This is a genomic window from Vibrio sp. D3, from assembly GCF_043995865.1.
GTDB lineage: Bacteria > Pseudomonadota > Gammaproteobacteria > Enterobacterales > Vibrionaceae > Vibrio > Vibrio diabolicus.
The window spans coordinates 954,528-981,086 of sequence record NZ_CP171887.1 but is presented as its reverse complement, the minus strand read 5'-3'; the positions used below and the strand labels follow the sequence as shown (position 1 = coordinate 981,086).

General features: G+C 45.7%; 24 protein-coding genes. 14 read left to right on the top strand and 10 right to left on the bottom strand.

The genetic code is table 11. The features are described 5' to 3' along the window. Nucleotides 1-211: 211 nt before the first annotated feature. The 6 genes from ACHFJ9_RS12635 to ACHFJ9_RS12610 all read right to left on the bottom strand — a co-directional run bounded on the left by ACHFJ9_RS12635 (nucleotide 212) and on the right by ACHFJ9_RS12610 (nucleotide 9,674). The gene (locus ACHFJ9_RS12635; RefSeq protein WP_395357001.1) at nucleotides 212-1,681 is read right to left on the bottom strand and encodes a protein adenylyltransferase SelO; all 1,470 of its coding nucleotides are present in this window, start codon (nucleotides 1,679-1,681) and stop codon (nucleotides 212-214) included. Nucleotides 1,682-1,857: 176 nt separating this feature from the next. Then, the gene (locus ACHFJ9_RS12630; RefSeq protein WP_005390499.1) at nucleotides 1,858-2,670 is read right to left on the bottom strand and encodes a hypothetical protein; all 813 of its coding nucleotides are present in this window, start codon (nucleotides 2,668-2,670) and stop codon (nucleotides 1,858-1,860) included. Between the two features lie 174 nt (nucleotides 2,671-2,844). Next, on the bottom strand, nucleotides 2,845-5,829 hold the full coding sequence (locus ACHFJ9_RS12625) for a M6 family metalloprotease domain-containing protein (protein WP_395356999.1): 2,985 nt from the start codon (nucleotides 5,827-5,829) through the stop codon (nucleotides 2,845-2,847). Between the two features lie 356 nt (nucleotides 5,830-6,185). Next, nucleotides 6,186-7,553 carry a TrkH family potassium uptake protein gene (locus ACHFJ9_RS12620; RefSeq protein WP_069527688.1) on the bottom strand — a complete coding sequence of 456 codons (1,368 nt, stop codon included), beginning with the start codon at nucleotides 7,551-7,553 and terminating at the stop codon, nucleotides 6,186-6,188. Continuing rightward, nucleotides 7,550-8,212, bottom strand: a complete 663-nt coding sequence (locus ACHFJ9_RS12615) for a potassium channel family protein (RefSeq protein WP_006742864.1) — start codon at nucleotides 8,210-8,212, stop codon at nucleotides 7,550-7,552. Before ACHFJ9_RS12615 ends, ACHFJ9_RS12620 begins: the two co-directional genes overlap by 4 nt. A gap of 253 nt (nucleotides 8,213-8,465) precedes the next feature. Then, a complete protein-coding gene (locus tag ACHFJ9_RS12610) occupies nucleotides 8,466-9,674 on the bottom strand; it encodes a DEAD/DEAH box helicase (protein WP_046874220.1) in 1,209 nt (402 codons plus the stop codon). A 143-nt stretch (nucleotides 9,675-9,817) separates the two neighbouring features. Here ACHFJ9_RS12610 and ACHFJ9_RS12605 point away from each other — a divergent pair, with 143 nt between their 5' ends. Next, the gene (locus tag ACHFJ9_RS12605; RefSeq protein ID WP_395357438.1) at nucleotides 9,818-11,155 is read left to right on the top strand and encodes a hemolysin family protein; all 1,338 of its coding nucleotides are present in this window, start codon (nucleotides 9,818-9,820) and stop codon (nucleotides 11,153-11,155) included. A 9-nt stretch (nucleotides 11,156-11,164) separates the two neighbouring features. On the opposite strand, the gene ACHFJ9_RS12600 is transcribed toward ACHFJ9_RS12605, so the two are convergent. The 4 genes from ACHFJ9_RS12600 to ACHFJ9_RS12585 all read right to left on the bottom strand — a co-directional run bounded on the left by ACHFJ9_RS12600 (nucleotide 11,165) and on the right by ACHFJ9_RS12585 (nucleotide 14,871). Next, nucleotides 11,165-11,905, bottom strand: coding sequence for a transglycosylase SLT domain-containing protein (locus ACHFJ9_RS12600; RefSeq protein ID WP_104971420.1), 741 nt, complete (start codon nucleotides 11,903-11,905; stop codon nucleotides 11,165-11,167). A 220-nt stretch (nucleotides 11,906-12,125) separates the two neighbouring features. Continuing rightward, nucleotides 12,126-13,370, bottom strand: a complete 1,245-nt coding sequence (locus ACHFJ9_RS12595) for an NAD(P)/FAD-dependent oxidoreductase (RefSeq protein ID WP_301570786.1) — start codon at nucleotides 13,368-13,370, stop codon at nucleotides 12,126-12,128. A gap of 7 nt (nucleotides 13,371-13,377) precedes the next feature. After that, complete coding sequence (locus tag ACHFJ9_RS12590) at nucleotides 13,378-14,445, bottom strand: methyltransferase (RefSeq protein WP_395356995.1); 1,068 nt, start codon at nucleotides 14,443-14,445, stop codon at nucleotides 13,378-13,380. 27 nt (nucleotides 14,446-14,472) lie between these two features. Continuing rightward, the gene (locus tag ACHFJ9_RS12585; protein WP_005390458.1) at nucleotides 14,473-14,871 is read right to left on the bottom strand and encodes a hypothetical protein; all 399 of its coding nucleotides are present in this window, start codon (nucleotides 14,869-14,871) and stop codon (nucleotides 14,473-14,475) included. A 77-nt stretch (nucleotides 14,872-14,948) separates the two neighbouring features. Here ACHFJ9_RS12585 and ACHFJ9_RS12580 point away from each other — a divergent pair, with 77 nt between their 5' ends. Genes ACHFJ9_RS12580 through ACHFJ9_RS12520 form a run of 13 tightly spaced genes read left to right on the top strand, consistent with a single transcriptional unit; the run spans nucleotide 14,949 to nucleotide 26,556 of the window. Then, a complete protein-coding gene (locus ACHFJ9_RS12580) occupies nucleotides 14,949-15,677 on the top strand; it encodes a beta-ketoacyl synthase chain length factor (RefSeq protein WP_268979830.1) in 729 nt (242 codons plus the stop codon). Beyond that, entirely contained in the window at nucleotides 15,674-16,441 is a 768-nt protein-coding gene (locus ACHFJ9_RS12575) for a lysophospholipid acyltransferase family protein (protein WP_006742871.1), read from the top strand. The genes ACHFJ9_RS12580 and ACHFJ9_RS12575 overlap by 4 nt, the downstream gene beginning before the upstream one ends. Nucleotides 16,442-16,454: 13 nt before the next feature. Beyond that, nucleotides 16,455-16,715 (top strand): phosphopantetheine-binding protein, encoded by a 261-nt coding sequence (locus ACHFJ9_RS12570; RefSeq protein ID WP_005382278.1) that lies wholly within the window; start codon nucleotides 16,455-16,457, stop codon nucleotides 16,713-16,715. 15 nt (nucleotides 16,716-16,730) lie between these two features. After that, the gene (locus ACHFJ9_RS12565; protein ID WP_005382279.1) at nucleotides 16,731-16,988 is read left to right on the top strand and encodes an acyl carrier protein; all 258 of its coding nucleotides are present in this window, start codon (nucleotides 16,731-16,733) and stop codon (nucleotides 16,986-16,988) included. Further along, complete coding sequence (locus tag ACHFJ9_RS12560) at nucleotides 16,988-17,548, top strand: hypothetical protein (RefSeq protein ID WP_228070055.1); 561 nt, start codon at nucleotides 16,988-16,990, stop codon at nucleotides 17,546-17,548. The genes ACHFJ9_RS12565 and ACHFJ9_RS12560 overlap by 1 nt, the downstream gene beginning before the upstream one ends. A gap of 4 nt (nucleotides 17,549-17,552) precedes the next feature. Continuing rightward, on the top strand, nucleotides 17,553-18,953 hold the full coding sequence (locus ACHFJ9_RS12555; RefSeq protein WP_395356992.1) for an AMP-binding protein: 1,401 nt from the start codon (nucleotides 17,553-17,555) through the stop codon (nucleotides 18,951-18,953). Nucleotides 18,954-18,963: 10 nt separating this feature from the next. Beyond that, nucleotides 18,964-19,332, top strand: coding sequence for a (3R)-hydroxymyristoyl-ACP dehydratase (locus tag ACHFJ9_RS12550; RefSeq protein WP_005396010.1), 369 nt, complete (start codon nucleotides 18,964-18,966; stop codon nucleotides 19,330-19,332). Beyond that, nucleotides 19,325-21,031 carry a glycosyltransferase family 2 protein gene (locus tag ACHFJ9_RS12545; protein WP_395356989.1) on the top strand — a complete coding sequence of 569 codons (1,707 nt, stop codon included), beginning with the start codon at nucleotides 19,325-19,327 and terminating at the stop codon, nucleotides 21,029-21,031. The genes ACHFJ9_RS12550 and ACHFJ9_RS12545 overlap by 8 nt, the downstream gene beginning before the upstream one ends. After that, nucleotides 21,015-22,568: a histidine ammonia-lyase gene (hutH, locus tag ACHFJ9_RS12540; RefSeq protein ID WP_053815764.1), complete on the top strand. Its 1,554-nt coding sequence runs from the start codon at nucleotides 21,015-21,017 to the stop codon at nucleotides 22,566-22,568. Before ACHFJ9_RS12545 ends, hutH begins: the two co-directional genes overlap by 17 nt. Then, nucleotides 22,568-23,014, top strand: coding sequence for a thioesterase family protein (locus tag ACHFJ9_RS12535; protein ID WP_054575208.1), 447 nt, complete (start codon nucleotides 22,568-22,570; stop codon nucleotides 23,012-23,014). Before hutH ends, ACHFJ9_RS12535 begins: the two co-directional genes overlap by 1 nt. Next, entirely contained in the window at nucleotides 23,014-23,634 is a 621-nt protein-coding gene (locus tag ACHFJ9_RS12530) for an outer membrane lipoprotein carrier protein LolA (RefSeq protein ID WP_213871787.1), read from the top strand. The genes ACHFJ9_RS12535 and ACHFJ9_RS12530 overlap by 1 nt, the downstream gene beginning before the upstream one ends. Then, nucleotides 23,606-25,948 carry an MMPL family transporter gene (locus ACHFJ9_RS12525; RefSeq protein WP_238843477.1) on the top strand — a complete coding sequence of 781 codons (2,343 nt, stop codon included), beginning with the start codon at nucleotides 23,606-23,608 and terminating at the stop codon, nucleotides 25,946-25,948. The genes ACHFJ9_RS12530 and ACHFJ9_RS12525 overlap by 29 nt, the downstream gene beginning before the upstream one ends. Continuing rightward, complete coding sequence (locus ACHFJ9_RS12520) at nucleotides 25,945-26,556, top strand: DUF3261 domain-containing protein (protein WP_161443457.1); 612 nt, start codon at nucleotides 25,945-25,947, stop codon at nucleotides 26,554-26,556. The genes ACHFJ9_RS12525 and ACHFJ9_RS12520 overlap by 4 nt, the downstream gene beginning before the upstream one ends. Nucleotides 26,557-26,559: the final 3 nt, after the last annotated feature.

Sequence of the window (26,559 nt, the reverse complement as noted above, 5' to 3'; positions counted from 1 at the left end):
ATTATTCTCCTTGTTGAATCACATCCCATCCCGTCCATGAATAACTAAGTGTTAGGCGATGGGTACGGATGTTCAACAAAGAGCAATTAATGGACCATGTTAAAATTCATATGCATTTCAATAAATTAACAAAGACCATTAACATGAACACAGAGTATAACGAGTGAATTCCACCCAAGAAAAAGATTCAAATGGGTGGGAAATGACCCATTTATGAAGAACAGCTTATCTCCATTTTCTTCCCCCATTCTGGTGGCAATTTCGCGTAATCATCAAACTCGGGTTGCTCATCAAATGGGCGCTTTAACAGTTCGGCCAATCGGTGTAATTCGCTAAAGTCCCCTTCTTCCGCTTTATCAATCGCCAACTGAGCCAAGTAGTTACGCAAGATGTATTTGGGATTGGCTTGACGCATCTGTTCGCAACGCTGTTCGGCTGAAATCAGGCCCCCTAGTTCATCAACCTCTAGCTCACATCGAGCTAAGTACAGATCAAGCCAAGCTCGCGCAGCTTCTCGGTCAAGAAACAAGTCGATTACGGATTGAGAAGAATCAGTATCAAGATTTGAAAGCGTTCTAAAGAAGCGAGTGTAATCCGTGTTATTTTGGTGAAGGAGCTCAAACATTGCTTCAAATAAACGTCCATCTTCCGCGATCTTGGTTTTTAAACCCAACTTCTCACGCATTAGGCGGCTGAACTGCTGACTCAACCGGACTTCAAATTGGCTCAACGACGCTTCTAAATCTTCTCGCTCAACGAGTGGCGATAGCGCATGCGCGAGTGCTGAGAGGTTCCAAAGCGCAATTCTTGGCTGTTGGTCAAATGCATAACGGCCTTGGTAGTCGGAATGATTACAAATATATCCCGGCTCATAATCATCAAGAAAACCAAACGGGCCGTAATCAAACGTTTGACCAAGGATCGACATATTGTCGGTGTTCATTACCCCATGAGCAAACCCATACGCTTGCCAATAAGCAATCATGTCCGCTGTTTTCTGAACAATTTCACCAAACATTGCAGCGTATGGCTTCTCTGCCGATGCACAATCAGCAAAGTGCCACTCGATCACTTTGTCCGCCAGTAACTTCTGCTCTGCCAATTGATTGGTATAGAAAAAATGCTCGAAATGGCCAAAACGCACGTGGGTCTCCGCCATACGAATCAACATTGCGCCGAATTCTGTTTTCTCGCGATAAACCGGCGTGTCACTGACCATCATGCCAAGAGCACGAGTCGTCGGGATCCCAAGCCCAGCCATGGCTTCACTACATAGATACTCACGAATGGTTGAGCGCAACACCGCCCTGCCGTCCCCCATTCGCGAGTAGGGGGTTAGCCCCGCGCCTTTAAGGTGAAGATCAAACCAAGTGCCATCTTGATGCTCAATTTCCGCCAACAGCAATCCACGTCCATCGCCCAAGTCTGGGTTGTAAACGCCAAACTGATGTCCTGCGTATTTCATCGCCAGAGGGCGAAACGGTTCGAATTCGCTTTGCCCAGAAAAAACCGCCAATAGCTCATCGCTTTGCTCTGCTGGTAAACCAAACTGCTGCGCAAACTCACCATTCCAAGCGACCCAACGAGTGTTATCCAAGGGTTGTGGCTCGACCAAAGTATAGAAAGCTGACGGTAATTGACTAAAGCGATGGGTGAAACTGACCCGTTGCCAAATGGACATGTGGGGTTCCTTAATAAAAAGAAGTACTGCTGTCAGTATACGTGTGAACGTCACTGTCATTCAGCCATGAAATGGGCATGGGTATTTTGCGTGAATAACGCGAAGGCGGTAGGAAGGTATTAACCCGCTGCATACCACCTCACAAACGGAAGTGGTATGTAAAAGCGATCAAATGATTAAGCGGAAAACTCTTCACCCGTTTTTGGTGGCTCTGATGGTGTATCAAAACGAGCGCGTTCAATGTCCACGACCGTTTTATAGCTCAACGATAACAAAGCCAACTGGTACGCACCGAAAATACCATAAGCAACACCCACAAGACTCAGCATGAAGAGGTTAGTAAAGTGACTAAAGATAAGCTGACTGAGCAATCCCGCGCCCAATGGAATTAAGCCCATCAAAATGAATACTTGTTTGTTGTATGGTCTGCTTTGGTTCCACGAACGACGCAAGCTGCGCGGCTGATGATCCATTGCGGTCGCTGGCAACACGAACGACCAGCGCGCCATCACCCAATAGCCCGGAATGCTTGCAACCGTTGTGATAAATGCCATGGCGACAAAATCAGGTTCACCACTTTCTGCAATATAGAGAAACGACAACACAAAGATTGGGATACCAATGACGAGCATCATCATCAACCCAAATAATATCCACCAGCCAATGAAACGGAATTCTCTGGCTGACAAGCGAAATACATCCAACGCTGAGTGCATGTAATCGCCAACCAAATAAATTCGGTGTACACGCACAGCCGCCATCGCGGCAACAAGTGGGTATAAAATGATTGTGACGAAATAAAATCCCGCGATGTTTCCTTCTTGAGCGTTCGCTTGATCTTGCCCCGTCATTTCAGGATACATAAACACAAAAATTGAGTGCACGATGATCAATGGAATACAAGCAATGACAATTGCGAGTAGGTTCCTTCTGACCATCACTGCTGCTTCTCGGCATATTGCCGAAACAGAAAAGTCCTCGGTTGACATACAACATCCTTAATTTATAAAAATCTGCCCATAGGGTAACCGCTGAATAGAAAAATCGCTTTAAAAATAATGAGAAACACATCTCATAAGATAATGAGAAGTATTAGGAAGTAAAACAGGCACAAAAAATAAGCCACTCAATGTGAGTGGCTTATACGGTAATTCGATATCGTTTTAGACGCGGCGTCGCCAGCCCAATGCAACGAGTAACATCAGAGCCCAATAAGAAACACTGCCGCTACCTTCAGAGTTCTTGAATGTCGTTGTTTTCAAGGAAGCGACAACCGTCACAGTCACTTCTCCCATTGCGGTAGCACCGTTGCCATCTGAAACCGTGTATTGCAGCTTGATGTTATCAACCGCACTATCCGGAGCTTGAAAACGAATTTTGCCATTTTCTACACTCGCACTTCCCACGCCCGTCAGGTTCTGTACGCTTTCTACAACCAGTTTATCGCCATTCACATCCGAATCATTGCCAGCAGCATCAATCACAATGCTTTCACCAACGGCAACGGTCGCCGTATCTGCTAGCGTGACTGGCGCTGCGTTTTGCATGGTTAAATTGACGGTAGCACTGGAGGTTTCATTACTTGGATCAGTAACGGTTAGACGGAATGTCAGAACCTCACCCGCTTTTATACCTTGAGGCACTGTAAAGCTTGCCGTAGCACTGGTCGAATTTCCGATAGAAACTGAAGTACCAGCCAATTGCTCCCATCGGTAGTTCAACACATCGCCATCCGCATCTGTGCTGTTTGCCGCCGACAATGTTACTTTCTGTCCAGCAGTAATCTTTTGGCTATCCACATCGATGAGCGCTTTTGGTGCTTCATTACTACCAAGTACTTCGACCTGCACGCTCACAACCGAAGACGAATACACGCCGTCCGTAGACAACAAACGATATTGGAAGCTGTCCAAACCAACAAAGTTAGCTTCAGGTTGGTATTGGTTGCCAGAAATGGTGCCGTGCTCAGGCTTCTGCACAATGTCCACATTGAACTGATACCCTATGGCCATGAAATCATTGTCCATCAGATTCAGATCGATTGGCGTATTCTTATCGGTTTGCAGTGAATCAGCTTTCGCTTCAACAATGTTGTTCGCCTCCACATTCAAGAGTGCTGCGAACGGAACATAAGAGAACCCGGCTTGCTCTAAACCAAACGTACCTATCTCGTTGTAATTACCAGTCCACATTACAGGCAGGGATGATTTTTCAGTTTTTAGTAAGCGGCCAAAGTCAAAGTTCGATTCAAATTCACCGCCTTCTAATTCCACTACTAACAGGTGCTGACCCGCACTTAATTGGCTCGGTTGAGGGAATAAAATTCGGGATGGCTTTTGGAAGCTACCTTGCTGTAAAAGTTCAGCATTGTTCTGATCCAATATTAATCGGTAGCCCACGTTACCTGAGAATGGGAATCGCCATACTCGATAAGTCATGTCACTTTGAGCGCTATTGCTTTGCGCGTAAAGTTGAAGACCATCAAGCTTTGTCTCAGCATTCAAATCCAGTGATACCGCCAGAGTGTTACTGCCACTTGCGTACACATAACCTTGGTGAAGAGAGTTCAACCATGCCGATTTATTTGGCTCGTTTATATGCTCAAGAGAAAAACTGCCGCCGTTGGTATTGCTGGCAATGTTGGAAATACGAACCCCAGTATCAAACCCGGCGATCGCTCTCAGACCCGGGGTCGATGTATCTGAAATGACATTACCACCATTAGGATACAAATCGCCGGCATCACTGCTTCCATCATGTTCTAACTCATTCAGACCATCGGCCTGCATGATTTGAACCTGCATCGAGCCAACATCGTTAAAGCGATTCTGGACATTAACCGACGTCGCTAGTATGCCTTCTGCCGCCAATGCTCGGTCGTAACCGCTAAAGGTACGGTTTTCCAAATAAACGCGTGGGCCAAACTCTTTCAAGTATGGGTCGAGATACACCAGTTTGACATCGTCGTTATTCACGGAAATAGGCATCGGGCTTTCATGAGTGATCGTTGGTACAACGAAACCAGCGGCGTGTTTACTCCACGCGCTCATGTTCACTGGCGTGTCTCCTGCGTATGAGTCTCCCGGTTTCTGTGCCCATGAACCACCGCCCATCACGCCCCAAGAACCGATCGAGGCATCACTGTTCCTTGCGTACAAATCCGGCAAGCCAAGCATTAAATGGCCAAGCTCATGTACGATCACGCCTAACGTCGCTTGATGATCAACTTGGTAGTCAGCAAACACACAATAATCGGCAATTTTTTTGCCATCTAATGTCACATCGTCGTGAGAGAATTTATGAGGCCAAATAGAAGGACGATCAAGGAATCCGGTTGAACGGTCGCCACCCGCAAAAATAAACATAACTGAGAGTTCTGACGGTTCTACGGTACCATTTTGATTGCTGTCGTAAGCCGAAAGATTAAAGTACGGATCCAGTTTTTGATATGCTTCGGTGAAGACCGCATTCAACTTGGCAGTGCAAGTCTTGTCAGTTGAGCTAGAGTGGCAATTTGGGTGGCTTTGCGCCACGGTCACATTGATCACACCATCATTCGCGGTACCATAACTCTCAATCGCAGGGACAACTTTGAATTTCCCTTGAGAGTTTTTATCAAAATAATCGACAACGCTTTGGCCATCGGTATTAAACACACGTTGTTCGAAGTCATGCACCATTGCTTGGTCATCAAAGGAGACTTGCACAACCAACAGTGGTTGTTGCTTCACCGATGAGCTACTCATCGCCTGATAACCTTGCGCCGAACGCAATAGATTTTGGCGCGCCATCGGTTCAATGGTTTTTAGAGAAGATAACTGCGGCTTAACTTGTAGATCCGGACGAAACTTCGCCGATTCAGGCGCATCACTCGATTGAGTTTTAGCAACACCCGTCGAGCGTAACGTTGGGATGTCTGACTCGCGCTGAATCTGTGCAAAAAACCAAATGCCATCTTCATGAACCAAGGCATTACCTTGTTTATCTTCAAACCAGTGGAAATCGGCAGTGCCGCGTAAGATTGCCTCACTAGAGGTACCATCGCTCAACGCAATAGTATGCCAAACTGGTGATGGCGGAGTAGTTGCCATGCTCTTACCTGCAAGAAGCGCAGTTAGCATAGTCAAGGCAAGTGTGTTGAATTTCAAAGTACGGCTCCATCTTTTCGATTCGTTTAATACCAAGCACAGCCAGTACACAGTAACCCATAAACATAGAATGAGGTTAAGTAGCTAACGACTAAGGCTGGTATCAATTCGCTCAGATAACACAATATTATTTAGCATCACGTTACAAAAGCGTCGGATGCCCAAATACTTTTGTAAGTGTGGCTTCCGAGGGTATAAATTGAGTGAATGAATAGTATCGAAACAAAAGGAAGAAGAAATAAACTTCTGCGACTTTGTAGATAAAATTGGGCAACGTCCCACATATTTTATAAATGTACGAGCACTGCTATTAATCAGTGCTCGTTATGGTCGGTGGGGTGCAGATAAACACTACTTTACCCTGTAAGAACGGCGTCTTCTGGGTATTTGATTAAGGTAGGTTCAGGGCGGGCCAACATGTAGGCAAGCGTGAGTGGCCCGATACGACCAATGATCATCACCACGATCATAATGTACTTGCCAGGTTCAGAAAGCTCTGCCGTCAAACCAGCGGTAAGCCCTACCGTCGCAAATGCGGAAATGGTTTCAAACATGACCTTATCAAAGCTTGCCTTCTCTGTGAGCATCAATAAAAACATCGCGCTTGTCAGAATGGCGCCGCTAACAACGATAATGGCAAGTGACTTAGTCACGGTTTGCCAGTTTACGGTTCGTTTAAACATAACCACGTGTTTCTTTTGGCGCAAAAAGGTCCATGTAGCCATGAACGCAACGGCAAATGTGGAAACCTTAATACCGCCCCCCGTTGAGGTGGACCCAGCACCAATCAACATCAGAACAATCATGATCAATAACGCTGGCTGGGTAAACTGCGCCAAGTCGACACTGTTGAATCCGGCCGTCCGAGCACTAGCGGATTGGAAGAATGCCGCCAACCATTGACCCGCCACAGGTAACGATTCCATTGTATTTGGATTACTCCGCTCGAGTAACCAAAACATCACCGTTCCAACGAGGAGCAATATCGGTGTCGCGATAAGCATGATTTTGGTATGAAGATGCAAAAAGTGGAAACCTTTACGCCAGTTCAGCCAGATGTCTCCGACAACAGTAAAACCAAGCCCACCAAAAATGAATAACCCGGCCAGGGTAAAGATGACCAGCGGGTCATTCACAAAGCTCATCATACTGTCTGAAAACAGAGCAAACCCTGCGTTGTTAAACGCAGAAATCGCATGAAATAACGCGTAAAACATGCCAGTTTGCCAGCCCATTTCAGGAACCCAACGAACGGAAAGGAAAATAAACCCAATAGATTCTGCGACAAGCGCAAAAATCACAATCCGCTTCACCAGTCGGTTTAAGTTGACCTGTCGAGCTTGCCCTAGCGCTTCTTTCGCTAACGCTTGCTGGCGTAAGCTTAAACGCACACCAAACATATAGAGTAAAACCGCCGACAACGTCATCTGCCCCAATCCACCGATTTGCATTAAAAACATCAGCAAGATCTTCCCGGCTAACGTAAAGTGCTGCCCGGTATCGACAACACCAAGCCCTGTCACACTGATGGCGGATGTTGCGGTAAACAAAGCGTCCGTTATCGAAAGGCCTGTAACAGAAAAAACTGGCAAGGTTAACAGCACGGCAGAAGGCAGCAACACACCGAGAAAACTCAGCAATATAATCCGCGGCTCGTTACCCTTGGCTTTTTCTCGTTTACCATCTGGCGCGTAAAAAACGCCTTTTTGATGAAACTGCGTCATAGTGATTTTAATTTATTTGCCAGCGCATCTTGCGGGCCAACCACAATAATGAGATCGCCAATTTCTAGCTTGGTATTAAGGTCTGGCGCCTTGGTAATTTCTGGGCCCCGTTTAAACCCGAGTACTTGCACACCGTCGACTTTGCACAGTGCGAGGTCACTTAATGTCTTACCCATCCAACGAGATCCAATCACAAACTCCGTCATGGCTAAGCCACTACCTAAAGGGTGGAACTCAAGAACCCGTTTATCGAGCATTTTACGCGCGACACGTATCCCCATGTCACGTTCAGGCATGATAATGTGGTCCGCACCAATCTTTTGCAGGACACGCGCTTGAAATCGATCGTTGGCTTTAACCCATACTGACTTCACTCCCGCTTCTTTGGCGATCAGTGTGGCGAGAATACTGGCGTTAACGTCCGCTCCGATAGCAATCATCACCATGTCGTAATCATCAAGCTTAAGCTCAGCAACCGTCTCTTCGTGAGTACAATTAGCCACAATTGCCTGACTAACAAAACTGGCAGCTTCTTTAACTCTGTCTTCGTTGATATCAACCGCTAAAACTTGAGCTCCTGAATCTTGTAGCTCTTTACACACTGCCAAACCAAATCGGCCAAGACCAATAACGGCGAATTGCTTATCACCTGTTTTCATTTATGCCTCATCTTATGCATTCACTAGCAAGCAAAAAAGTCTGCGCCCATTCCTAACCTTGTGCAAACCTGAGGACAGAGAATTGACAAAAGCTTTACGAAAGCTGACTCACTTTGAGTGTTAAGCGTATGACATAAATTAACTTTTTTCCTCATTACGGCATAAAAGCCAACACTGTCAACCCATGAGTGAATCTCCATGGAACGCAAAAAGCCGCAACAATGCGGCTTTTGGATCGTAGAGATAAAACAGGCTATTTTGATTCGCGCTTATCGTGCGGTTTACGTTTGTTCTTAGGTACGTAATTTAAAATAGAAATCGGCACTGGCTTTCTTGGTGCAAAGCCGTCAATTTCCACTCGCTCTAGCAAGTGCCCTAAACGGCTCTCGATCATACAAAGGTTTTTAAAATCATCTTTTGAGACTAATGAGATCGCTTCACCTTGTGCGCCAGCACGACCAGTACGACCAATACGGTGTACATATTCATCTGCTGGATACGGTAAGTCGTAGTTAATAACAACGGGCAAGTTATCGATATCAATACCGCGCGCTGCAACACCAGTTGCGACTAGGTACTGGATTTCACCGGCTTTGAACTTTTCTATTAATTCTTGGCGAACACGCTGATTACGGCCACTGTGAAACGCTTCAGCCACAATGCCGCGCTTTTCAAGTTGGCTAACAAGCTTGGCAGCACCGTGTTTGGTTTCAATAAATACCAGTACTTGTGACCAGTCGTTTTCTTTGAGCATGTGACTTAACAGCGACGACTTCATGTCCTTATCGACGGTGGTGATCCACTGTTTGATGTTCGACTTAGATGCACTGTGTTTTGCAATCGTGATCTCTTCAGGATCAATAATCGCGTTTTTCGCCAAATCACGAACAGGGTTAGATAGCGTTGCCGAGAACAGCAGACTTTGAACATGTTCTGGCATGCAATCAACGATCTTATCGATCGCATCGATGAATCCCATGTCCAACATTTTGTCCGCTTCATCAAGCACTAGCATTTCCACTTCATCAAAGTGAATAGCGCGTTGACCGTACAGGTCAATCAAACGTCCCGGCGTACTTACCACAATATCGACACCCTCGATCAAGGCTTGTTTTTGTGGCGCATAATCCACACCACCAAACATCGCCATTGAGCGCAGCGGTAAGTTTTTACCATAAGCTTCAATGCTTTGATGAACCTGAAGCGCAAGTTCGCGTGTGGGCGTAAGAATAATAGCGCGAGCGCGTTTTTTACGTTGCGTTTCGCCTTGACTAAGCTTTTCTAAGATTGGTAGAACAAAACTGGCCGTTTTACCTGTCCCCGTTTGTGCTGCAGCAATTAAGTTGCTACCACGCAGTACGATTGGAATGGCTTTTTGTTGGATAGAGGTCGGTTTTTCATAACCTAGCGCTTTTACTGCATCAGTAATAGATGCGCTTAAACCAAGCTTAGAAAATGGCATAGAAACGTCTCAACAGAGGAAATGGGCGCGTAGTGTATCAGAATCCCAGTGAAGTAACAGAAGGATTCATGCGCGTAGAGCCCGATAATAGAGCGCTGCATGATTTACTCGCAACATCACATTTCTTGCGCGTGAATCTAGTTATGCTGCTAACGTGTACATTACTGGGAAACGTTATGGACGTATTACTGCTGGTTGGATTAATCGCACTCAATGGCGCGTTTGCTATGTCAGAGATCGCTCTAGTCGCAGCCAAAAGCGGAAGGCTAAAATTAATTGCAGAACACAACGCCTCTGCCGCTTTAGCGCTCGAACTTAAAAACAATCCGACTCAGTTTCTTTCCACGATCCAAATAGGCATTACCGTCATCGGGCTATTAAGTGGTATTTTTGGTGAAGCAACGCTTTCAGTACCATTCGAAAATTGGTTAGTAACCCAAGGGCTAGAAAGAGAGATAGCCACGGTACTTTCAACGATGAGCGTCGTGCTCATGATCACCTACTTCGCGATTGTGGTGGGAGAACTCGTTCCCAAGCGCTTTGCACAAAACAACGCAGAAACCATCGCTATTATCGTAGCTTATCCGATCCACTGGCTCGCCAAGCTCACCACTCCTTTTGTCTTCTTATTGACGTTTTCAACCGATACTTTTCTCCGATTATTGCGCCAAAACGACAGCAACGGTGAGATTGTTACCGAGGAGGATATTTTTGCTATTGTTAGCGAAGGCTCTGAGTCCGGTGCGATTGAGCCACAAGAGCAATTGATGATTCGCAACTTACTCCACCTTAACGATCGTTTAGCATTATCGTTAATGACACCACGGTGCGATATCCATTACCTAGATGCCAACCAACCTATTGATGTCATCCTTACTGACCTTCGCCAAACCCAACACTCCGTATGGCCAGTCTGTAAGGGTAGTTTGGACAATATTATTGGTACCATTTCATCCAAAGTCCTGCTCGATGAATATGACGAATTGTCTATCAGTAAACTGGCTAAACAGCTCAAGCGTCCGCGTTTTGTACCCGAGTCCATGAAAGGGTTACCTCTCCTTAACTACATGCAACAAACCAGTGCGGAAATGGTCTTTATTGTCGATGAGTATGGTGATGTACAAGGCCTAGTAACCCTTTACGACTTGTTAAAGTCAATTGCTGGAGAACTGGGCATGGCTCCACAGCAAGTGTGGGCCAAGCAACAAAAAGATGGCAGCTGGTTGATGGACGCGTTGATCCCGCTCAATGAGCTCAAGAATAAACTCGAACTGAGCAGCATAGAAGGCGAAGAGCGAGAAGGCTTTCAAACATTAAATGGGCTTTTGACATGGCTTTATGGTCGAGTCCCAAATGTTGGGGAGCACATTCACTACCAAGGTTGGCGATTTGACATACTCCTCGTTAAAAAACATCGCATTATGCAAGTCAGAGTCACCAAAGACATCGATACACCAACCAACAATAGCGAAGTTGAATAAAACACGGCCCTATCCCATCAAATTGGGCTGTAAACCTTTCTCTAGTTTTTTCCGTACTTTATAGGAAACATCATTAAGCGTGATTTTTCCTGTATTGTGACGATCGATACCCGCATTTTGTCGGTATGCAATCGAGCCTTGCTTGAACAAAACGAAAGAAGACGGTTTGCCAATCGCAGCAGGATAGAGAATTGCCATATACGTATCTTCCAGACTATTAATTTTATGGCGATATGGCCAGTAATAGGCTTTTACATAGTCAAGTTGCTCGACCGCGCTCATCCTCGCAAGAGTTTTCGTACTCACTCCTAATGACTCAGCGGTAGAGGGCATAAATTGAATTAACCCTGTCGCCCCACTTCCTGAACCATTTTTGATGCTTGGACTGAAGGTTTCAGCGGTTTCAAATGCCATGCAGGCCATCAGATGATTAGGGTTGATCTCCAGCTCTTCACTAATACGAATGACTTTGCATTTGAACTCTGGAGAAACTTTGCCTCCCCACGCCACCGCGTTATCGGGATCAACAACCGAAGAGACCGTTGGCGCGTCGTGTTCTTTGACAATTCGAGAAAGTAAAGGAAGTGTTTGGCGTAGTCGATGGTTCGAACTCACCAAGCGAATTGATTTGGCAAGAAACTTATCTTTTTTTTGGTGCAGTTTTTGGAACTTTACTAATTTATACAGTTGCTTATAAACCGTTTTCACAACGAAGCCGGATTTAGGGAACACTCCCAAAATGTAATCCATTTCCTACACGTTTAATATAAATATCAGCAACAATGAGTATGTATGTGATCATAATCACTATAAATTTTCTCAAATTCGATACACCTCGAAACAAGTGGTCAAGATGTCTCCAGTAAGCTCGAAGTACAAATAAAAAGGTATTGTCGAGAATAAAAAAGGTCTTACCAATTTCTCGGTAAGACCTAGGTTTACGCATCCTCAGCTAAGAGAATTTATACTCTTACAGTTCCGCTTCTCGAACCAGCTCAGCGAGCGTCGACAAACGTTGTTCGCTTTGTTTTACGTAAGGGTTGTTTGTATCCCAAGCGTACCCAGCCAAAATCGCGCTAATCATCTGCTTAATACGTGGATTCGGGTTTTGGTAGAAAATCACATCTTGCAATGTGCCGTTGTACCACCCCTCCACATAAGTGCGGAATGTATTCACCCCCACCATCAAGCGTTGCGAGTACTCTTCTTGCCAATCAACCTTTTCACCATTCAGCTGACGAACCACGCAGTCCGCTGCAAACTCTGCCGATTTCATGGCGATAGTGACACCCGATGAAAACACAGGATCAAGAAACTCGCCGGCATTACCAAGCAGTGCGTAGTTTTCTGTCGCTAAGCGTTTGACGTTCGCTGAATAGCCACCCAACTCTCCTGTTGGATTTGGGTACTTCGCGTTTCGCAACAAAGAAGCCAACCCCGGCTCTTCATTCGCCAACTGCTGCAAAGCTGCAAGCTTATCCTCTGGGTATCGCTCAAAAAACTCAGGCTCACCCACCACACCAAACGAACACGTACCATTCGAGAATGGAATCAGCCAGTACCACACATCGTGATTTTCAGGATGTACGGAAATCAGAATTTTATTGCGATCGTACTCTGGCTCTTGTGGAGAGATACGATCTTCAATATGAGTAAATATCGCTTTTCTTGGAGGAAGACAAGAAGGCTCTTCAAGATCCAACAAGCGTGGCAAAACACGGCCAAAACCACTCGCATCCAAAACAAAATCTGCTTCGATTTGATAGGCCTGTTTATCCGGTCCAACAACTTCTAAGCGCGATTTTTTGCCTTCAAACGCCAAGCTAACTAGCTCATGTTGATAACGAATATCGACGCCCTGCTCTGCAGCACTGTCGGCGAGCACTTTATCAAAACTGGCACGTTGCACCTGAAACGTCGTACCTGGCCCTGGGGTATATTTGTCCGTAAAATCGAACTGGGTGTAAACACCATTGCGACGAAATGCAGCGCCATCTTTATATTGGAAGCCAAACTGCTTTACCGCATTGGTCATTCCGGCTTGCTCGACAACTTCCATACATGCAGGAAGCAGGCTTTCTCCGATAGAGAAACGTGGAAAGGTAGTTTTTTCTATGACAACGACATCTATGCCACGCGATTTTAATAACGCAGAAACGGTGGAGCCAGATGGGCCCGCTCCTACGACGACAACTTGCTTGAGCTCTGTTTTCATTCTGAATTTAGTTTGCTTGTAGTTTTAATAAGGTGTGACCAAGGCCAATGTTGTCGGTTCTTTCGACGACAGATAAACCTGCCGCTTCGACAATTTCTAAGAAATCATCACTGCGATAAAAACGACTATTGCCGTTGGCTAAACAGGTAAAGTAGAGAGAGGTTGCATTAAGACTATAGGAAGCACCCGCGTATTTTTGGGCATCCCAAAATAGCTCCAATACGTAAATAGTATCTCCCTTCGTTAACTGGGCTTTGACTTTTTTAAGGATATTTAGGATCTCAATTGGTGAAAAGCAATCCAAGAACTGGCTCATCCACCATACGTCAGCATGCTCAGGCAATGTTTGTGCTTTATCAAGCATGTTGGCAGGGTATGGACGTACACGCTCGGCGAACTGGTTTTCTGAGACATTTGACATCGCCACTTCTAATTGCTGCGGCAAATCGACAATGGTAACTTCAACATCAGGATCATGCTTACAACACTGAATAGCCCATTTCCCGGTATTTCCGCCAATATCCACGAGGTGCTTTGGCTTGCTTGCAAACACTTCTTTAAGCAGTAATGGAAACGAGCGATCCGAATAGAAGTGATCGAACTTAAACCAACTCTGTTTGGCTTGATCTGGCAGCGTCGACAGACCTTGATAAATCGTCTCCCAATTGCCCAACTCTTTCAAACCTGAAGGCTTACCTTCTTTAATCGCTTCCGTCAGATGCATCATCGCGGCGTAACAGACATCAGCCGTAAAATCCATGTTTGCGTTCGTCATACCATCGTGAAGAAGGTAAAAACCAAGGTTCGCAAGCGAATAGTTAGGTCTTTCCCATAAAACAATATGTGCGCTAATCGCCATATCCAACAATACTTTGACACCATATTCTGACACGCCCGTTTTCTCGGCAATGTCCGTGGCACTCATGCCTTGTGGACCGGCGCTGTCTAGCGCGGCTAAAATACCTAAATCTCGGAGCGTTCTGGCGGTCTGGAACACGATTGGTGCAAAAGATAACTTCTGAGCTTCTGTTTTTGCTTCAAAAGCATTAAAAGGGTCATTATTTTGATTTAACACGGAAAAACCTAACTGCAATTAATATTTTTATTGTTTAGACTGAGAGCCTAACAATGCAATAGCTCGTTGAATATCAACATTCAAGTTGTTTATCCAACGATTGTAATTGCGATGGATTTTGCCATCACTGGCTTTTAGATTTACTGAGTTGAGATAAATAATTGAGTAATATTTGTTGTTATATGGAATTTTTACTTCTGCAAAGTGTTTACGAACGTGAATTTTTGCAATAAGAACGCCTGGGCTTACTTCTTCAATCGTCCAACCTCGGTTGGTTGCCGATTGCACAATGGCCATTTTTACTTGTTTATTTTGAAGATCATAAGCAACTGGAGTATCCTCCACATTCATTACAGGTTGTACTCGTCCACAACCGACAAGAAGCAAAGTTAATAATAACGAGACATACAGCTTAAAACGCGACATGATAATTTCCTTTTTTATTATGACTTTGGGTAAAGCCCAATTTGTATCGAGCTGTAAAATAAACAATTTAACCCAATATGCCAAACTCGAAGATCAACATTTCGTTCAATATTGATGCGTGGACAGCGAATTCATTCGGTTTATCCGAATCCAATGAATGGAAACAATGGGCAACAGAGATAACATGGCCAGAAGATGGCAAAATCAATGTTGCAGATATTCCTGCGATGATGCGCAGAAGAATGAGTCCACTTAGCAAACTGGCAGTGCAAACGGCAATCGAGTTGCTTAATCAACATCAGGTTGATTACCTCGTATTTTCGAGTCGTCATGGCGAATTGCATCGCAGTGTTGCGTTAGTTAAAGATATTATTAACGGAGAAGAAGCGTCTCCGATGGCTTTTTCTCAGTCAGTGCATAATACCGCCGCAGGGCTTGCCACTATTGCAACCAAACAGCCCATCCCCCTAACTTCGATCGCTGCGGCAGAAAACACATTCCAAAGTGCAATATTAGAAGCATGGCTGTTTTTGTCCGACAATCCTGATAAAAAAGTGCTGCTTGTTGATTTTGATGAGCCTATGCCTGACTCTTATTTAGAGTATGAAAACCAACAATACAAAGGGTTTGGACTTGGCTTGATACTTTCTCATGGAGATGGCTTCACGGTGCAAAGCGGCATCAGTGCAAAATGCTCAAACCACCCGTTACCACAAGGCTTAGCGTTTTTGCAACACTACTTGTCAGATGAAAATCAGTGGACTATTCACGCTCCGAAACAAATTTGGGAATGGCACAAGCAATGAGTCGCTTAAATCAGTATTGGCGTGTGCTAGCAACCGGCTTTTGTTTTTCAGTATTTGGGTTAGGTGGTTTAGCACTGAGCTTCATTGTTATTCCTACCATTCGTATTTTCGTTTCAGACCAAACGGAACGTGAATATAAAGTTCAAGGTGCCATTCGATATTCATTCAACACCTTTTGTAAATTGATGAAGTTAAGTGGAGCAATCGATTACGAAATTATTGGCGCCGATATTCTTCAACAAGATCGTAATTGTTTAATTGTTGCCAACCATCCTAGTTTAATCGATTACGTTCTCATTGCTTCACAATTAAATCGCTGCGACTGTTTAGTAAAATCGGCAATATGGTCGAATCCTTTTATGAAGCACATCGTAAAAGCAGCCGGATATATTCCCAATGAAGCGCCGGATGATTTATTAGCACTTTGTGATGAACGATTTAACAAAGGCAACGTGTTGCTTATATTTCCTGAAGGGACAAGAACAACACCAGGTGTAGAACCAAAATTACAACGCGGCGCAGCACAAATTGCGGTAAGAACAGAACGAGATTTAAGGGTTGTCCATATTACGGTAACGCCAAGTTTCCTCACAAAAGAGAAAAAATGGTATCAAGTACCGGCAACAAAGCCTTTTTTCAGGGTTGAAGTTAAGGATAAAGTTGAGATTGACCCTTTTATAAAGCAAACTACGTCGCCGACAATAGCGGCGCGACGCTTACAACAGCACCTAGCTGAAAACATTTTTCCAGAAAACTTTTATTAATAAGCAGGTCCCAGTGGAACAGTTACACAACGACATTAAGCAACTTATTATTGATGCTTTAAACCTTGAAGATTTAACCGTAGATGATATTGAAACGGATGCACCACTTTTTGGTGATGGACTTGGCTTAGATTCTATCGATGCACTTGAGCTTGGACTCGCAATTAAAAAACAATACAACATCGTTATTGATGCCGACGACTCAAACACGCGCGAACACTTTGCTTCTGTAGCAAACCTAGCGAAATACGTTTCTTCTCAAACTAATGAATAAGTTGTAGGTATATTCATGACTGATGTAAATAAAGATCAAGTATTTGAACAAGTTAAAGATGCGCTTGTTGAGCTGTTCGAAATTGACGCAGCCGACATTCAGTCAGATGCGCACTTATACCAAGATCTCGACCTTGATAGCATTGACGCCGTTGATTTGGTCGTACACCTACAGAATGTCACTGGCAAAAAAATCAAGCCAGCAGAGTTTAGTGCTGTAAGAACCGTTGACGATGTGGTTAACGCCGTCACTGAGTTATTGAAGGAAAGTTAATGCGCCAATTGCTGACTGGTCTGTCTGCAATTGTACTGTTTGCCTACCCCTTCGCCGTCTATTTCGGTATAGATAAATTTGGCTTGAACTTGGTCGGGGGCTTGTTAATTGCTGCGTTACTTTTGCGTGTTTTCGTCGCAAATAAGACCCCACTAAAAGAGTTTAAATTCTTGGCGCTCGCTACGGGCGCTGTTGGCATTGTTCTAATTACACTTGGCATGGTGTTTAAACAACACGGGTGGCTTCAGTTTTACCCTGTGGTTGTCAATGTATGTATGCTGTGTGTCTTTGGACTGAGCTTAAAACAGCCGCAATCAATCATTGAAAGGCTTGCTCGCTTGCAAGAGCCTGACCTTCCGGCTAGTGGCGTGGCTTACACACGCAAAGTGACGATGGTTTGGTGCGTTTTTTTTACGCTCAATGCTGCCGTTGCGCTCTATACCTGTTTCCTACCAGTAAAAATATGGACGCTTTATAACGGCCTCATCAGCTACTTACTTGCTGGTGGCTTGTTCGCTGGAGAATGGATCGTGCGTCAATTTGTTCGAAAGGAACACTAATCGTATGAATACAACGTATTCGAGCTTTACCTCCCTAGCGACCTTGTTCGTCGCAGAGAGGTCTGAGCAATCCCCTGTCTCTTACGATCGCGACACAGTTATCACTTGGGGTGATTTCCAGCAGCACGTCGCAACGCTTGCTCAGCAGTTAGAAACCCAACCAACGCAAAACATTGCGTTGTGTTTTGGCAACAGCTACCTGTTTGCCGTTGGCTTTTTCGCTTGTTGTTATGTAGGAAAATCCATTGTATTACCTGGTAATTACCAACCAGAAGCACTCAAAGAGCTCAGTGATCACTACGATTTGTTGCTGCATGATGCCGATGTCTCGGTTCCAGAACTGGTGAGCTCGCTTTTGATCGAAGCTCAATCATTGCTAGAAACCACCGTGATTAACGAGCCAGAGGCCAAACAACCTTATTTTTGGCGAGAATTAAACCTAGCGGAAATACCGGTAACGCTATTCACTTCGGGTTCAAGCGGCACACCAAAAGCCATTGCAAAAACGCTGAAACAGCTCGATATCGAAGTTGCTATTCTAGATAACCTGTGGGGCGACACGGTTGCCAGCACACGCGTTGAAAGCACCGTTTCTCATCAACACATTTACGGCTTGCTGTTCCGCGTATTGTGGCCTTTGTGCTCCGCACGTCCATTTTCAGCACACAACCTTGAGTTCCCAGAGCAAATTGTCCATCACGCTGATGCTGACACCACGCTAGTAAGCAGCCCTGCGTTACTAAAACGACTCAGTGAAGAGCACAATCCGGTTGCGATTCGGTGCGTATTTTCTTCTGGTGGTCCCTTGCCAAACCAAGCCGCGCAGCACAGCCAGTTGTTGTTTGGGTCACTTCCTATTGAAGTTTTTGGCAGCACAGAAACCGGCGGCATCGCTTACCGTCAGCAGCACGAAGCCAGTACTCCCTGGACGTTATTCCCTGGTATTGAAGCCGAGCTTAACCATGAAAATTGTTTAAAGCTCCGCTCGCCACACATTGATGAAAACACTTGGTACCAAACTGCGGATGAATGCTATTTCCATGATAGTATTTCTTTTGAATTGCGTGGACGCACTGACCGAATCGTCAAAGTCGAAGAAAAGCGTATTTCCCTTGTCGAAGTGGAAAAACGTTTAGAGCAATTGCCGTGGGTTCAAGAAAGCGTGGTGATCCCAATGGAAGAATCTGGTCGCCTCACGTTAGTCTCGATCATCGTACTTAACGATCAAGGCAGCGATGTGCTTAATGAACTTGGTAAAGGCAAATTTTGGCTTGAGCTTCGCAAGGCACTGCGCAATTGGCTAGAACCGATCGCTATCCCGAGAAAATTCCGAGTGGTCGACGAAATTCCATTGAACAGCCAAGGCAAACGCCAAGTTGCTGAAATTGAAAAACTATTCCAATAAAGCTAGTAACATGGATAAAAGAAAACCAACTATTCAGAATATTGAAGTGAGTGACCATACCGCGGAGCTGTCGCTGCGAGTGGATGCTGACATCTTAGATTTCCAAGGTCATTTCAATCACTTCCCTCTTTTACCCGGCGTCACTCAAATTGATTGGGCGTTGTTCTACGCCGTTCAATATTTGAACACTCCCAAGGTATTTAAAGGAATGGAAGTCATCAAATTTCAAGAGCCGATTCTGCCAAACGCCGACGTTTGTCTCTCACTCTCTTGGGACAATGAGCGCGAGAAATTGACCTTTAAGTACACATCGAAAAACGGTGAAACCTTGGTGACTCACTCTTCAGGCAAAATGAAACTGGGTGAGTCACGTGAGTGATTACCGTCCCTGCTTTTTAATTCCTTGCTACAACCACGGCAGCACAATTGCAGACGTGGTGGCATCGTTATCCTCTTTCGCTTTGCCAGTGCTGGTCGTGGACGACGGCAGCAATGAAGACACCAAACAAGCGCTTTCTGCTTTGAGTGAACAAGGGCTGATAAAACTGATTAGTTTGAGTGAAAACCAAGGCAAAGGTGGCGCGGTGATGGCAGGCCTACATCAAGCTCACCAACTTGGTTTTACGCACACCATTCAAATCGACGCAGACGGTCAACACGACCTAGAAGCATTGCCGAAATTGCTCAGCGCCAGCGAAACAAAACCAGATAACCTGATTTCGGGCCAACCGATATACAACGAGAGCGTACCTAAATCCCGTTTGTATGGTCGCTACGCTACGCACGTGTGGGTGTGGATAGAAACCTTGTCACTGTCTATCAAAGACAGCATGTGCGGTTTTCGCGCCTACCCAGTGGCGAAAACGGTCGCCGTGTTGAACAAGTACAGTATCGGCAAACGCATGGATTTTGATATCGAAATTCTAGTGCGAATGTACTGGGAAGGCGTCGACATTGATTTTGTTCCAACGCGCGTGATCTACCCTGAAGGTGGCATTTCCCACTTCGACGCATTGTGGGATAACGTCAAGATAAGCTGGATGCACACTCGCCTATTTTTTGGCATGTTGCCGCGCATTCCTTCGCTACTCGCCAGAAAGCGCCAAAACACAGATGACAGTAATGCCCACTGGTCGAAACGAAAAGAACAAGGCACGATTTTAGGCATCAAAACCTTACTCGCGGTTTACCGCTTGTTCGGCAGAAAAGCGTTTGACCTGATTTTAAAATTAGTCATGCGCTACTACCACTTCACGGGTAAATCTGCCCGTGAAGCGTCTGAGATTTACCTGCAAAACTTGCAGTACTACGCAACGCAGCAGAGCATCGCACTACCAAAACAGTTGGACAGCTATCATCATCTGCTTTCTTTTGGGCGAACCATGCTCGACAAACTGGCAGCATGGCAAGGTGACTTTAACGTCGATAACCTAACCATTCACGGCCAGCATCATTTCGAAGAGATGGCGCAGAAAAAACAAGGCGTGCTCATTTTAGGCTCGCACCTTGGCAATATCGAACTCTGCCGTGCGCTTGGTCGTCGACACTCTCATGTCAAAATCAATGCCTTGGTATTTACCCAACACGCTGAACAATTTAATGCGGTAATGAAGGCGGTAAACCCAAATTCGGAACTGAATCTGATTCAAGTCAGCTCAATGGGGCCAGACACCGCGATTCTGCTTCAACAAAAAATCGAGCAAGGCGAATGGGTGGTGATCGTTGGCGATCGCACGTCCACCAGCAAAGAAAATCGTGTCGTTTGGGCAGGTTTTCTTGGTAAACCCGCGCCATTCCCGCAAGGCCCATTCATGCTGGCCTCGGTATTAAAAGCACCGGTTTACCTACTCTTCGGCCTACGCGACGACGAAGCAAACACTCCGCATTTTAATGTGTACTTTGAACACTTTAGTGACCAAATCACGCTACCACGCAAGGAGCGTCAGCAGGCACTAGAACGCGTTGTTCAACAGTACGCACAAAGATTAGAACACCACACACTGCAAGCGCCGTTACAGTGGTACAACTTTTTTAACTTCTGGACTTTAAGTAATCAGCCACATGACAAACAACAATAATCACAACATCACTTTTGGTGCCCAATCTTTAACCATCGAAGATGTCGTTGCCATTGCTCAAGGTGCAAAGGCAAACATGAACACCTCGCCAGAATTTACCGCGAAAATTGATCGTGGCGTGGCGTTTCTGGAACGATTACTGAAAGAAGAAGGCGTTATTTACGGCGTGACTACCGGTTACGGCGATTCATGTACTGTGGCGATTCCACCCGCTCTTGTGGATGAACTTCCGTTGCACCTTACACGCTTCCATGGTTGTGGCTTAGGTCAAATCCTTTCTCATGAGCAAGCTCGCGCGGTGCTGGCAACCCGTTTGTGTTCATTGTCGCAAGGCGTATCTGGCGTGTCTCACGATCTGTTGAACCAAATCGTTACGCTTATCAACCACGACATTGCGCCGCGTATTCCACAAGAAGGCTCGGTGGGCGCAAGTGGCGATTTAACGCCTCTGTCTTACCTAGCGGCGACCTTAATTGGCGAACGTGAAGTGCTTTACAAAGGTGATGTGCGACCAACACAAGAAGTGTTTGCAGAGCTGGGCATTGAGCCAATTCGCCTAAAACCAAAAGAAGGTTTGGCGTTAATGAACGGTACATCCGTGATGACGGCCCTCGCCTGTCTTGCCTACAAACGTGCAGAATACCTAGCGCAGCTTTGCACCAAGATTACCGCGATGGTCTCTGTGGGTATGCAAGGTAATGACTTCCACTTTGATGAAGCGTTGTTTGCGGTAAAACCTCATCCTGGTCAACAGCAAGTTGCGGCTTGGCTGCGTGATGATCTCAATGCTGAGCGTCCGCCACGCAATAGCGACCGACTGCAAGATCGCTACTCGCTGCGTTGTGCGCCACACGTAATTGGCATGGTGCAAGACTCACTGCCTTGGCTACGTCAATTGATTGAGAATGAACTAAATAGTGCCAACGACAATCCAATTATCGATGGCGACAACGAGCGCGTTCTGCACGGCGGTCACTTCTACGGTGGTCATATCGCAATGGCGATGGATACGTTGAAAGTGAACATTGCCAACTTAGCTGATTTGCTGGACCGTCAGATGGCGCAACTGATGGATTACAAGTTCAATAACGGCCTGCCGTTTAACTTAACCGGTGCAGAAGGCGAGCGTAAACCGATCAACCACGGCTTTAAAGCGGTTCAGATTGGTATCTCAGCTTGGACGGCAGAAGCGTTGAAAAACACCATGCCAGCGAGCGTTTTTTCTCGCTCAACCGAATGTCACAACCAAGACAAAGTGAGCATGGGCACCATTGCGGCTCGTGATTGCTTACGCGTACTTGAGTTAACAGAGCAAGTTGCTGCGGCTTCACTCCTAGCAAGCGTTCAAGCGGTTGAGATTCGTCGCCGTCATAACGAATTGGACGAACACCACATGAGTCAGAGTTTGCGAGTAATTCGTGACGCAGTACTGAACGAGTTTGAATTTGTGATTGAAGATCGCCCATTGGAACAAGATTTGCGCCATTTCATTGAACGCATTCAGCAACGTCATTGGCCACTCTACGCGGAGGTATAATGCAAGAGCAGGTTCTCTACCCATTAAAAGCGGAGGTGACTATGGTCACCTCATTCCAAGATGCTGACCCGATGGGCGTGATTTATCACGGCAACTTCTTTCGATATTTTGAAGAAGCGCGTCGTGTGCTGATGGAAAAGATCCAATACAGCTATCGCGATATGCAAGACTCTGGGTACATGTGGCCGATCATCGACACGCGCGTTAAATACGTGAAGGCGATTCCGTTTAATCACACCATTCGCATTACCGCGCAACTCACTGAGTGGGAAAACCGCTTACGTGTGGATTACGTGATTTACGACGCCGAAACGAATCAACGTATGTGCAAAGCGCATACAACGCAAGTCGCCGTATCCATTGAAAAGCAAGAGATGTGCTTTGTTTCTCCAGCAATCTTTTTAGATAAAGTAGAGCAATGGCACAACCATGGGAGTCTGGACTAATGCAAAAGTGGTTACTCTCTTTTTTGCTGATATTTTCTGTTCCAGCACTGGCCACACCGACAGTAAATGTAACGGATTTGGCATCGCTTCAACAGCAGTTGTCTCAGCATGAAATCGTACGCGGAGATTTTACGCAGCAGCGTCATCTGGAAATGTTCAGTCAACCTTTAACCTCTAAAGGTCAGTTCACACTGAGCAAAACACATGGCTTGTTGTGGCAACAAACAGAACCTTTCGCAGTCAATTTGGTATTGACGGAAAACAAACTTCGTCAAACTTTTGCCGACCAAGCACCGAAAACGATCTCTGCACAAGAAAACCCAATGGCGTTCTACTTTAGTCATGTGTTTTTATCCGTGTTCCACGGGGATACTTCTGCACTGCGAGAACAATTCACACTCGATTTTTCAGTTGAGAACAATCAGTGGCAGCTCGTTTTAGTGCCAAAACAGTCACCATTAAATGCGGTGTTTCAATCCATCACTCTTTCCGGTAAAACGCACATTGATCGCCTAACCCTACAAGAGCTGCGTGGCGATAAGACCGAAATCACGTTTACGAACCAGACCTCTCTACCTCAGGAACTCACGGATGCCGAAGACGCTCAATTCCGTTTCTAAACTCAGTCTTGGCACTCACACCTTTGCTCTGGTTTGGCTCAATCTCGTTGTTTTAGCGGGCGCGTTGCTACTCAAACAATGGGTTTGGAGTGCAGAATCTCCGATTGAGACCAACATTTTAAAACTGTTGCCGAAGAACCAACAAAACCCGGTGGCTGAGCAAGCCTTTGAGTCGGTCTCGGCAAGTATGAGCGACAAAGTCATTTTCGTGATCACAGCGCCGGACAAAAATGCCCTTTTTGCAGCAGCCGCTGAATTTGATAAGGGTTTGCGTCAGAGTAATCATTTTCGCGATGTGGTGGGAAAAATCTCACCTCAAGAGCAGCAAGCTTGGGCGAGTTACTACTTTAAGCACCGCTTCCAATTGCTGACGCCTGAACAACGAGAGCGTTTAAGCCAAAATCCAGAACAGCAAGTGCAGCATGTGATTCAGTCGCTGTACAACCCGTTTTCTGGAGTGACCGGGCAAGAGTTACAAAATGATCCTTTCTTGCTATTTCGTGATTATTTGAGCCAAGTTACCCAGCAATCGTCCTCTTTCCGATTGGATAACGGCTATCTGTCCGTCGAAAAAGACGGTGCTCAATACTTGCTTATTACTGCCGAGCTAAAAGACTCGCCTTATAGCCTAACTGGGCAGCTTGCAGTCCCTGATATTCAAGCGCTAGAACAAGGCGTCGCGCAGAAATATGGCGCTGAAGTCGCACATACTGGCGTTCTATTTTACGCCGACTTTGGTACGCAAAGTGCAAAATCGGAGATCAGTACCATCGGTGTGTTCTCTCTGCTCGGTATCATTGCATTGTTCGTATTGGTCTTTCGTAGTGTGGTGCCACTGTCTCTCGCACTGCTTTCAATCACCATTGGCTTGCTCGTTGCGTTGTCCGTTACGACGTGGATTTTTGGAAAAGTCCATCTGTTCAGTTTAGTGTTTGGCGCAAGTTTAATCGGCGTGTCTATCGACTACGCATTCCACTACCTAACCGAACGTCTTGCGGCGGGAAATGAATGGGATAGCGAGCAAGGATTAAAGCATATTTTCATAGCTATCACACTTGGCTTAATCACCAGTTTGATCGGCTATTTGGGCATGTTAGTGGCACCGTTTCCAGGTTTGCAGCAGCTTGCGCTGTTTTCATCCATTGGTCTGATTGCTGCTTACATCACCGTGGTGGCTTGGTATCCGATACTGGCTCGTAACCCATCGCGATCCATTTCGAACTTACCAGGACAATCACTGTTGGCGAAATGGTTAACGCTTTGGAATCAACCTCGAATTAAAGTCGGATTGCCGATGTTATGTGTGGTTGCGAGTGGCTTTTTCTTGCTGCAATTGAACTACGATGACGACATTCGTCTACTGCAAACGATGCCGAACGATCTCAAGCAGCAAGAAACCTTGATTACGACGCTTAGTGGCATGCAATCTTCGCAGCAAATGTTGGTCGTTACCGCCGACGATGACGAAAACCTAATGAAAAAGCTGGAGTCTTTGACGCCAACATTAGAAGCGTGGAAAGCGGACAGCACCATCGAAAGCTACCAAAGTCTGAGCCGCTACTTGAGCTCGGTGGAGCGTCAGCAACAAGACTATCAATTGATTCGCGATCTTTACGCGACACAATCCAGCCCACTAGCTTCCGGACTGAGCTTAAGTAAAAAGCCTAAAATGGACGCCGACTTTATCCCTGTCACGGTTGCTCAGTACTTGCAAAACCCAGTATCAGCGCCTGTGCGTTTTCTCCATTTGGGTAAGATCAAAGGAAAATCTGCAACGGTAGTGGTGTTAAACCAATTGCAAGACTCCGCCGTTGTTAAGGCATTTGCCAAATCGCAGTCTGATGTTGTTTATCTAAACAAAGCTGAGGAAATATCCGCCCTATTTGGTGAATACCGAATCAAAATCATGGAACTATTGGCAGCCGCCAGTGCTGTGATCTTTCTGGTATTAATCAAGCGGTACGGTCTGCAACACAGTTGGCGAGTTTTACTGCCATCATTGATTGCTTGCGCCTGCGGTCTGGCAACGGCAGTCGCGATGGGAACAACATTAAACCTATTCAACTTGCTTGGCTTGGTGCTCATTCTTGGTATCGGGATCGATTACACTCTGTTCTTTGCCGAGAAAGCCCGCAGCGTGAGCACACTATTGGCGATCACCCTTTCGGCAATAACCACTGTGCTGTCATTTGGGTTGCTATCACTCAGCCAAACTCACGCGATTCACAGTTTCGGCATTACGGTGTTAAGTGGTATTTTTGTTGCTTGGCTGCTCTCTCCGATTGCGATTAAAACAGAGGAAACGACGTCATGATTTTTAACCATGCTTTTCGCTACGCGACGTTCATCACACTGAGCCTGTTTTTAAGTGCATGCAGCTTGGTCCCTCACCAATCGACGCCTCAGGTCGACATTGACGAGCACACCCAAGTTAGCTTGCCCACTCCCGCAAGCTTGGGCTATCAGTTGTCTGCCAGTCAGTTGATTACGGCTTCTTGGGCAATAGATGGTAAAACCACATCTGAGCAACTTCCGGTACAACTGCAAGTAACCAACAACGAAGTGGTGCTGGCAGGCTTCTCATCCTGGGGGACAAGAGTACTCTCACTGTCTTACGATGGAGAACAAATTCAAACCGAAGTGCTCAACGGTTTACAAGGTTCGCTACCGCAGCCAGAACAGGTATTATTTAACCTGATGATCACGCTCTGGCCGAGTTCCGCTTGGGAAGGGTCGTTAAATGAGGTAAGGTGGCGAATTATTGATAAAAATAATTCTCGCGCCATCTTTGATAGCGACGGTGAAAAGATCATTGAGATTCAATACAGCTCTTCTAACAAGTTAGAGGGTAAAATTGATTTTCATCACCTCAAACATCAGTTTTCAATTTCTATTCAAACACTGCAACATCAGATTAATTAAGAA

Excerpts from the sequence above, each read along its gene's own strand:
- ACHFJ9_RS12635 (WP_395357001.1), bottom strand. The coding sequence starts at position 1,681 with ATGTCCATTTGGCAACGGGTCAGTTTCACCCATCGCTTTAGTCAATTA.
- ACHFJ9_RS12630 (WP_005390499.1), bottom strand. The coding sequence starts at position 2,670 with ATGTCAACCGAGGACTTTTCTGTTTCGGCAATATGCCGAGAAGCAGCA.
- ACHFJ9_RS12620 (WP_069527688.1), bottom strand. The coding sequence starts at position 7,553 with ATGACGCAGTTTCATCAAAAAGGCGTTTTTTACGCGCCAGATGGTAAA.
- ACHFJ9_RS12615 (WP_006742864.1), bottom strand. The coding sequence starts at position 8,212 with ATGAAAACAGGTGATAAGCAATTCGCCGTTATTGGTCTTGGCCGATTT.
- ACHFJ9_RS12610 (WP_046874220.1), bottom strand. The coding sequence starts at position 9,674 with ATGCCATTTTCTAAGCTTGGTTTAAGCGCATCTATTACTGATGCAGTA.
- ACHFJ9_RS12605 (WP_395357438.1), top strand. The coding sequence starts at position 9,818 with ATGCTGCTAACGTGTACATTACTGGGAAACGTTATGGACGTATTACTG.
- ACHFJ9_RS12600 (WP_104971420.1), bottom strand. The coding sequence starts at position 11,905 with ATGGATTACATTTTGGGAGTGTTCCCTAAATCCGGCTTCGTTGTGAAA.
- ACHFJ9_RS12595 (WP_301570786.1), bottom strand. The coding sequence starts at position 13,370 with ATGAAAACAGAGCTCAAGCAAGTTGTCGTCGTAGGAGCGGGCCCATCT.
- ACHFJ9_RS12585 (WP_005390458.1), bottom strand. The coding sequence starts at position 14,871 with ATGTCGCGTTTTAAGCTGTATGTCTCGTTATTATTAACTTTGCTTCTT.
- ACHFJ9_RS12580 (WP_268979830.1), top strand. The coding sequence starts at position 14,949 with ATGCCAAACTCGAAGATCAACATTTCGTTCAATATTGATGCGTGGACA.
- ACHFJ9_RS12575 (WP_006742871.1), top strand. The coding sequence starts at position 15,674 with ATGAGTCGCTTAAATCAGTATTGGCGTGTGCTAGCAACCGGCTTTTGT.
- ACHFJ9_RS12565 (WP_005382279.1), top strand. The coding sequence starts at position 16,731 with ATGACTGATGTAAATAAAGATCAAGTATTTGAACAAGTTAAAGATGCG.
- ACHFJ9_RS12560 (WP_228070055.1), top strand. The coding sequence starts at position 16,988 with ATGCGCCAATTGCTGACTGGTCTGTCTGCAATTGTACTGTTTGCCTAC.
- ACHFJ9_RS12555 (WP_395356992.1), top strand. The coding sequence starts at position 17,553 with ATGAATACAACGTATTCGAGCTTTACCTCCCTAGCGACCTTGTTCGTC.
- ACHFJ9_RS12550 (WP_005396010.1), top strand. The coding sequence starts at position 18,964 with ATGGATAAAAGAAAACCAACTATTCAGAATATTGAAGTGAGTGACCAT.
- hutH (WP_053815764.1), top strand. The coding sequence starts at position 21,015 with ATGACAAACAACAATAATCACAACATCACTTTTGGTGCCCAATCTTTA.
- ACHFJ9_RS12535 (WP_054575208.1), top strand. The coding sequence starts at position 22,568 with ATGCAAGAGCAGGTTCTCTACCCATTAAAAGCGGAGGTGACTATGGTC.
- ACHFJ9_RS12530 (WP_213871787.1), top strand. The coding sequence starts at position 23,014 with ATGCAAAAGTGGTTACTCTCTTTTTTGCTGATATTTTCTGTTCCAGCA.
- ACHFJ9_RS12525 (WP_238843477.1), top strand. The coding sequence starts at position 23,606 with ATGCCGAAGACGCTCAATTCCGTTTCTAAACTCAGTCTTGGCACTCAC.
- ACHFJ9_RS12520 (WP_161443457.1), top strand. The coding sequence starts at position 25,945 with ATGATTTTTAACCATGCTTTTCGCTACGCGACGTTCATCACACTGAGC.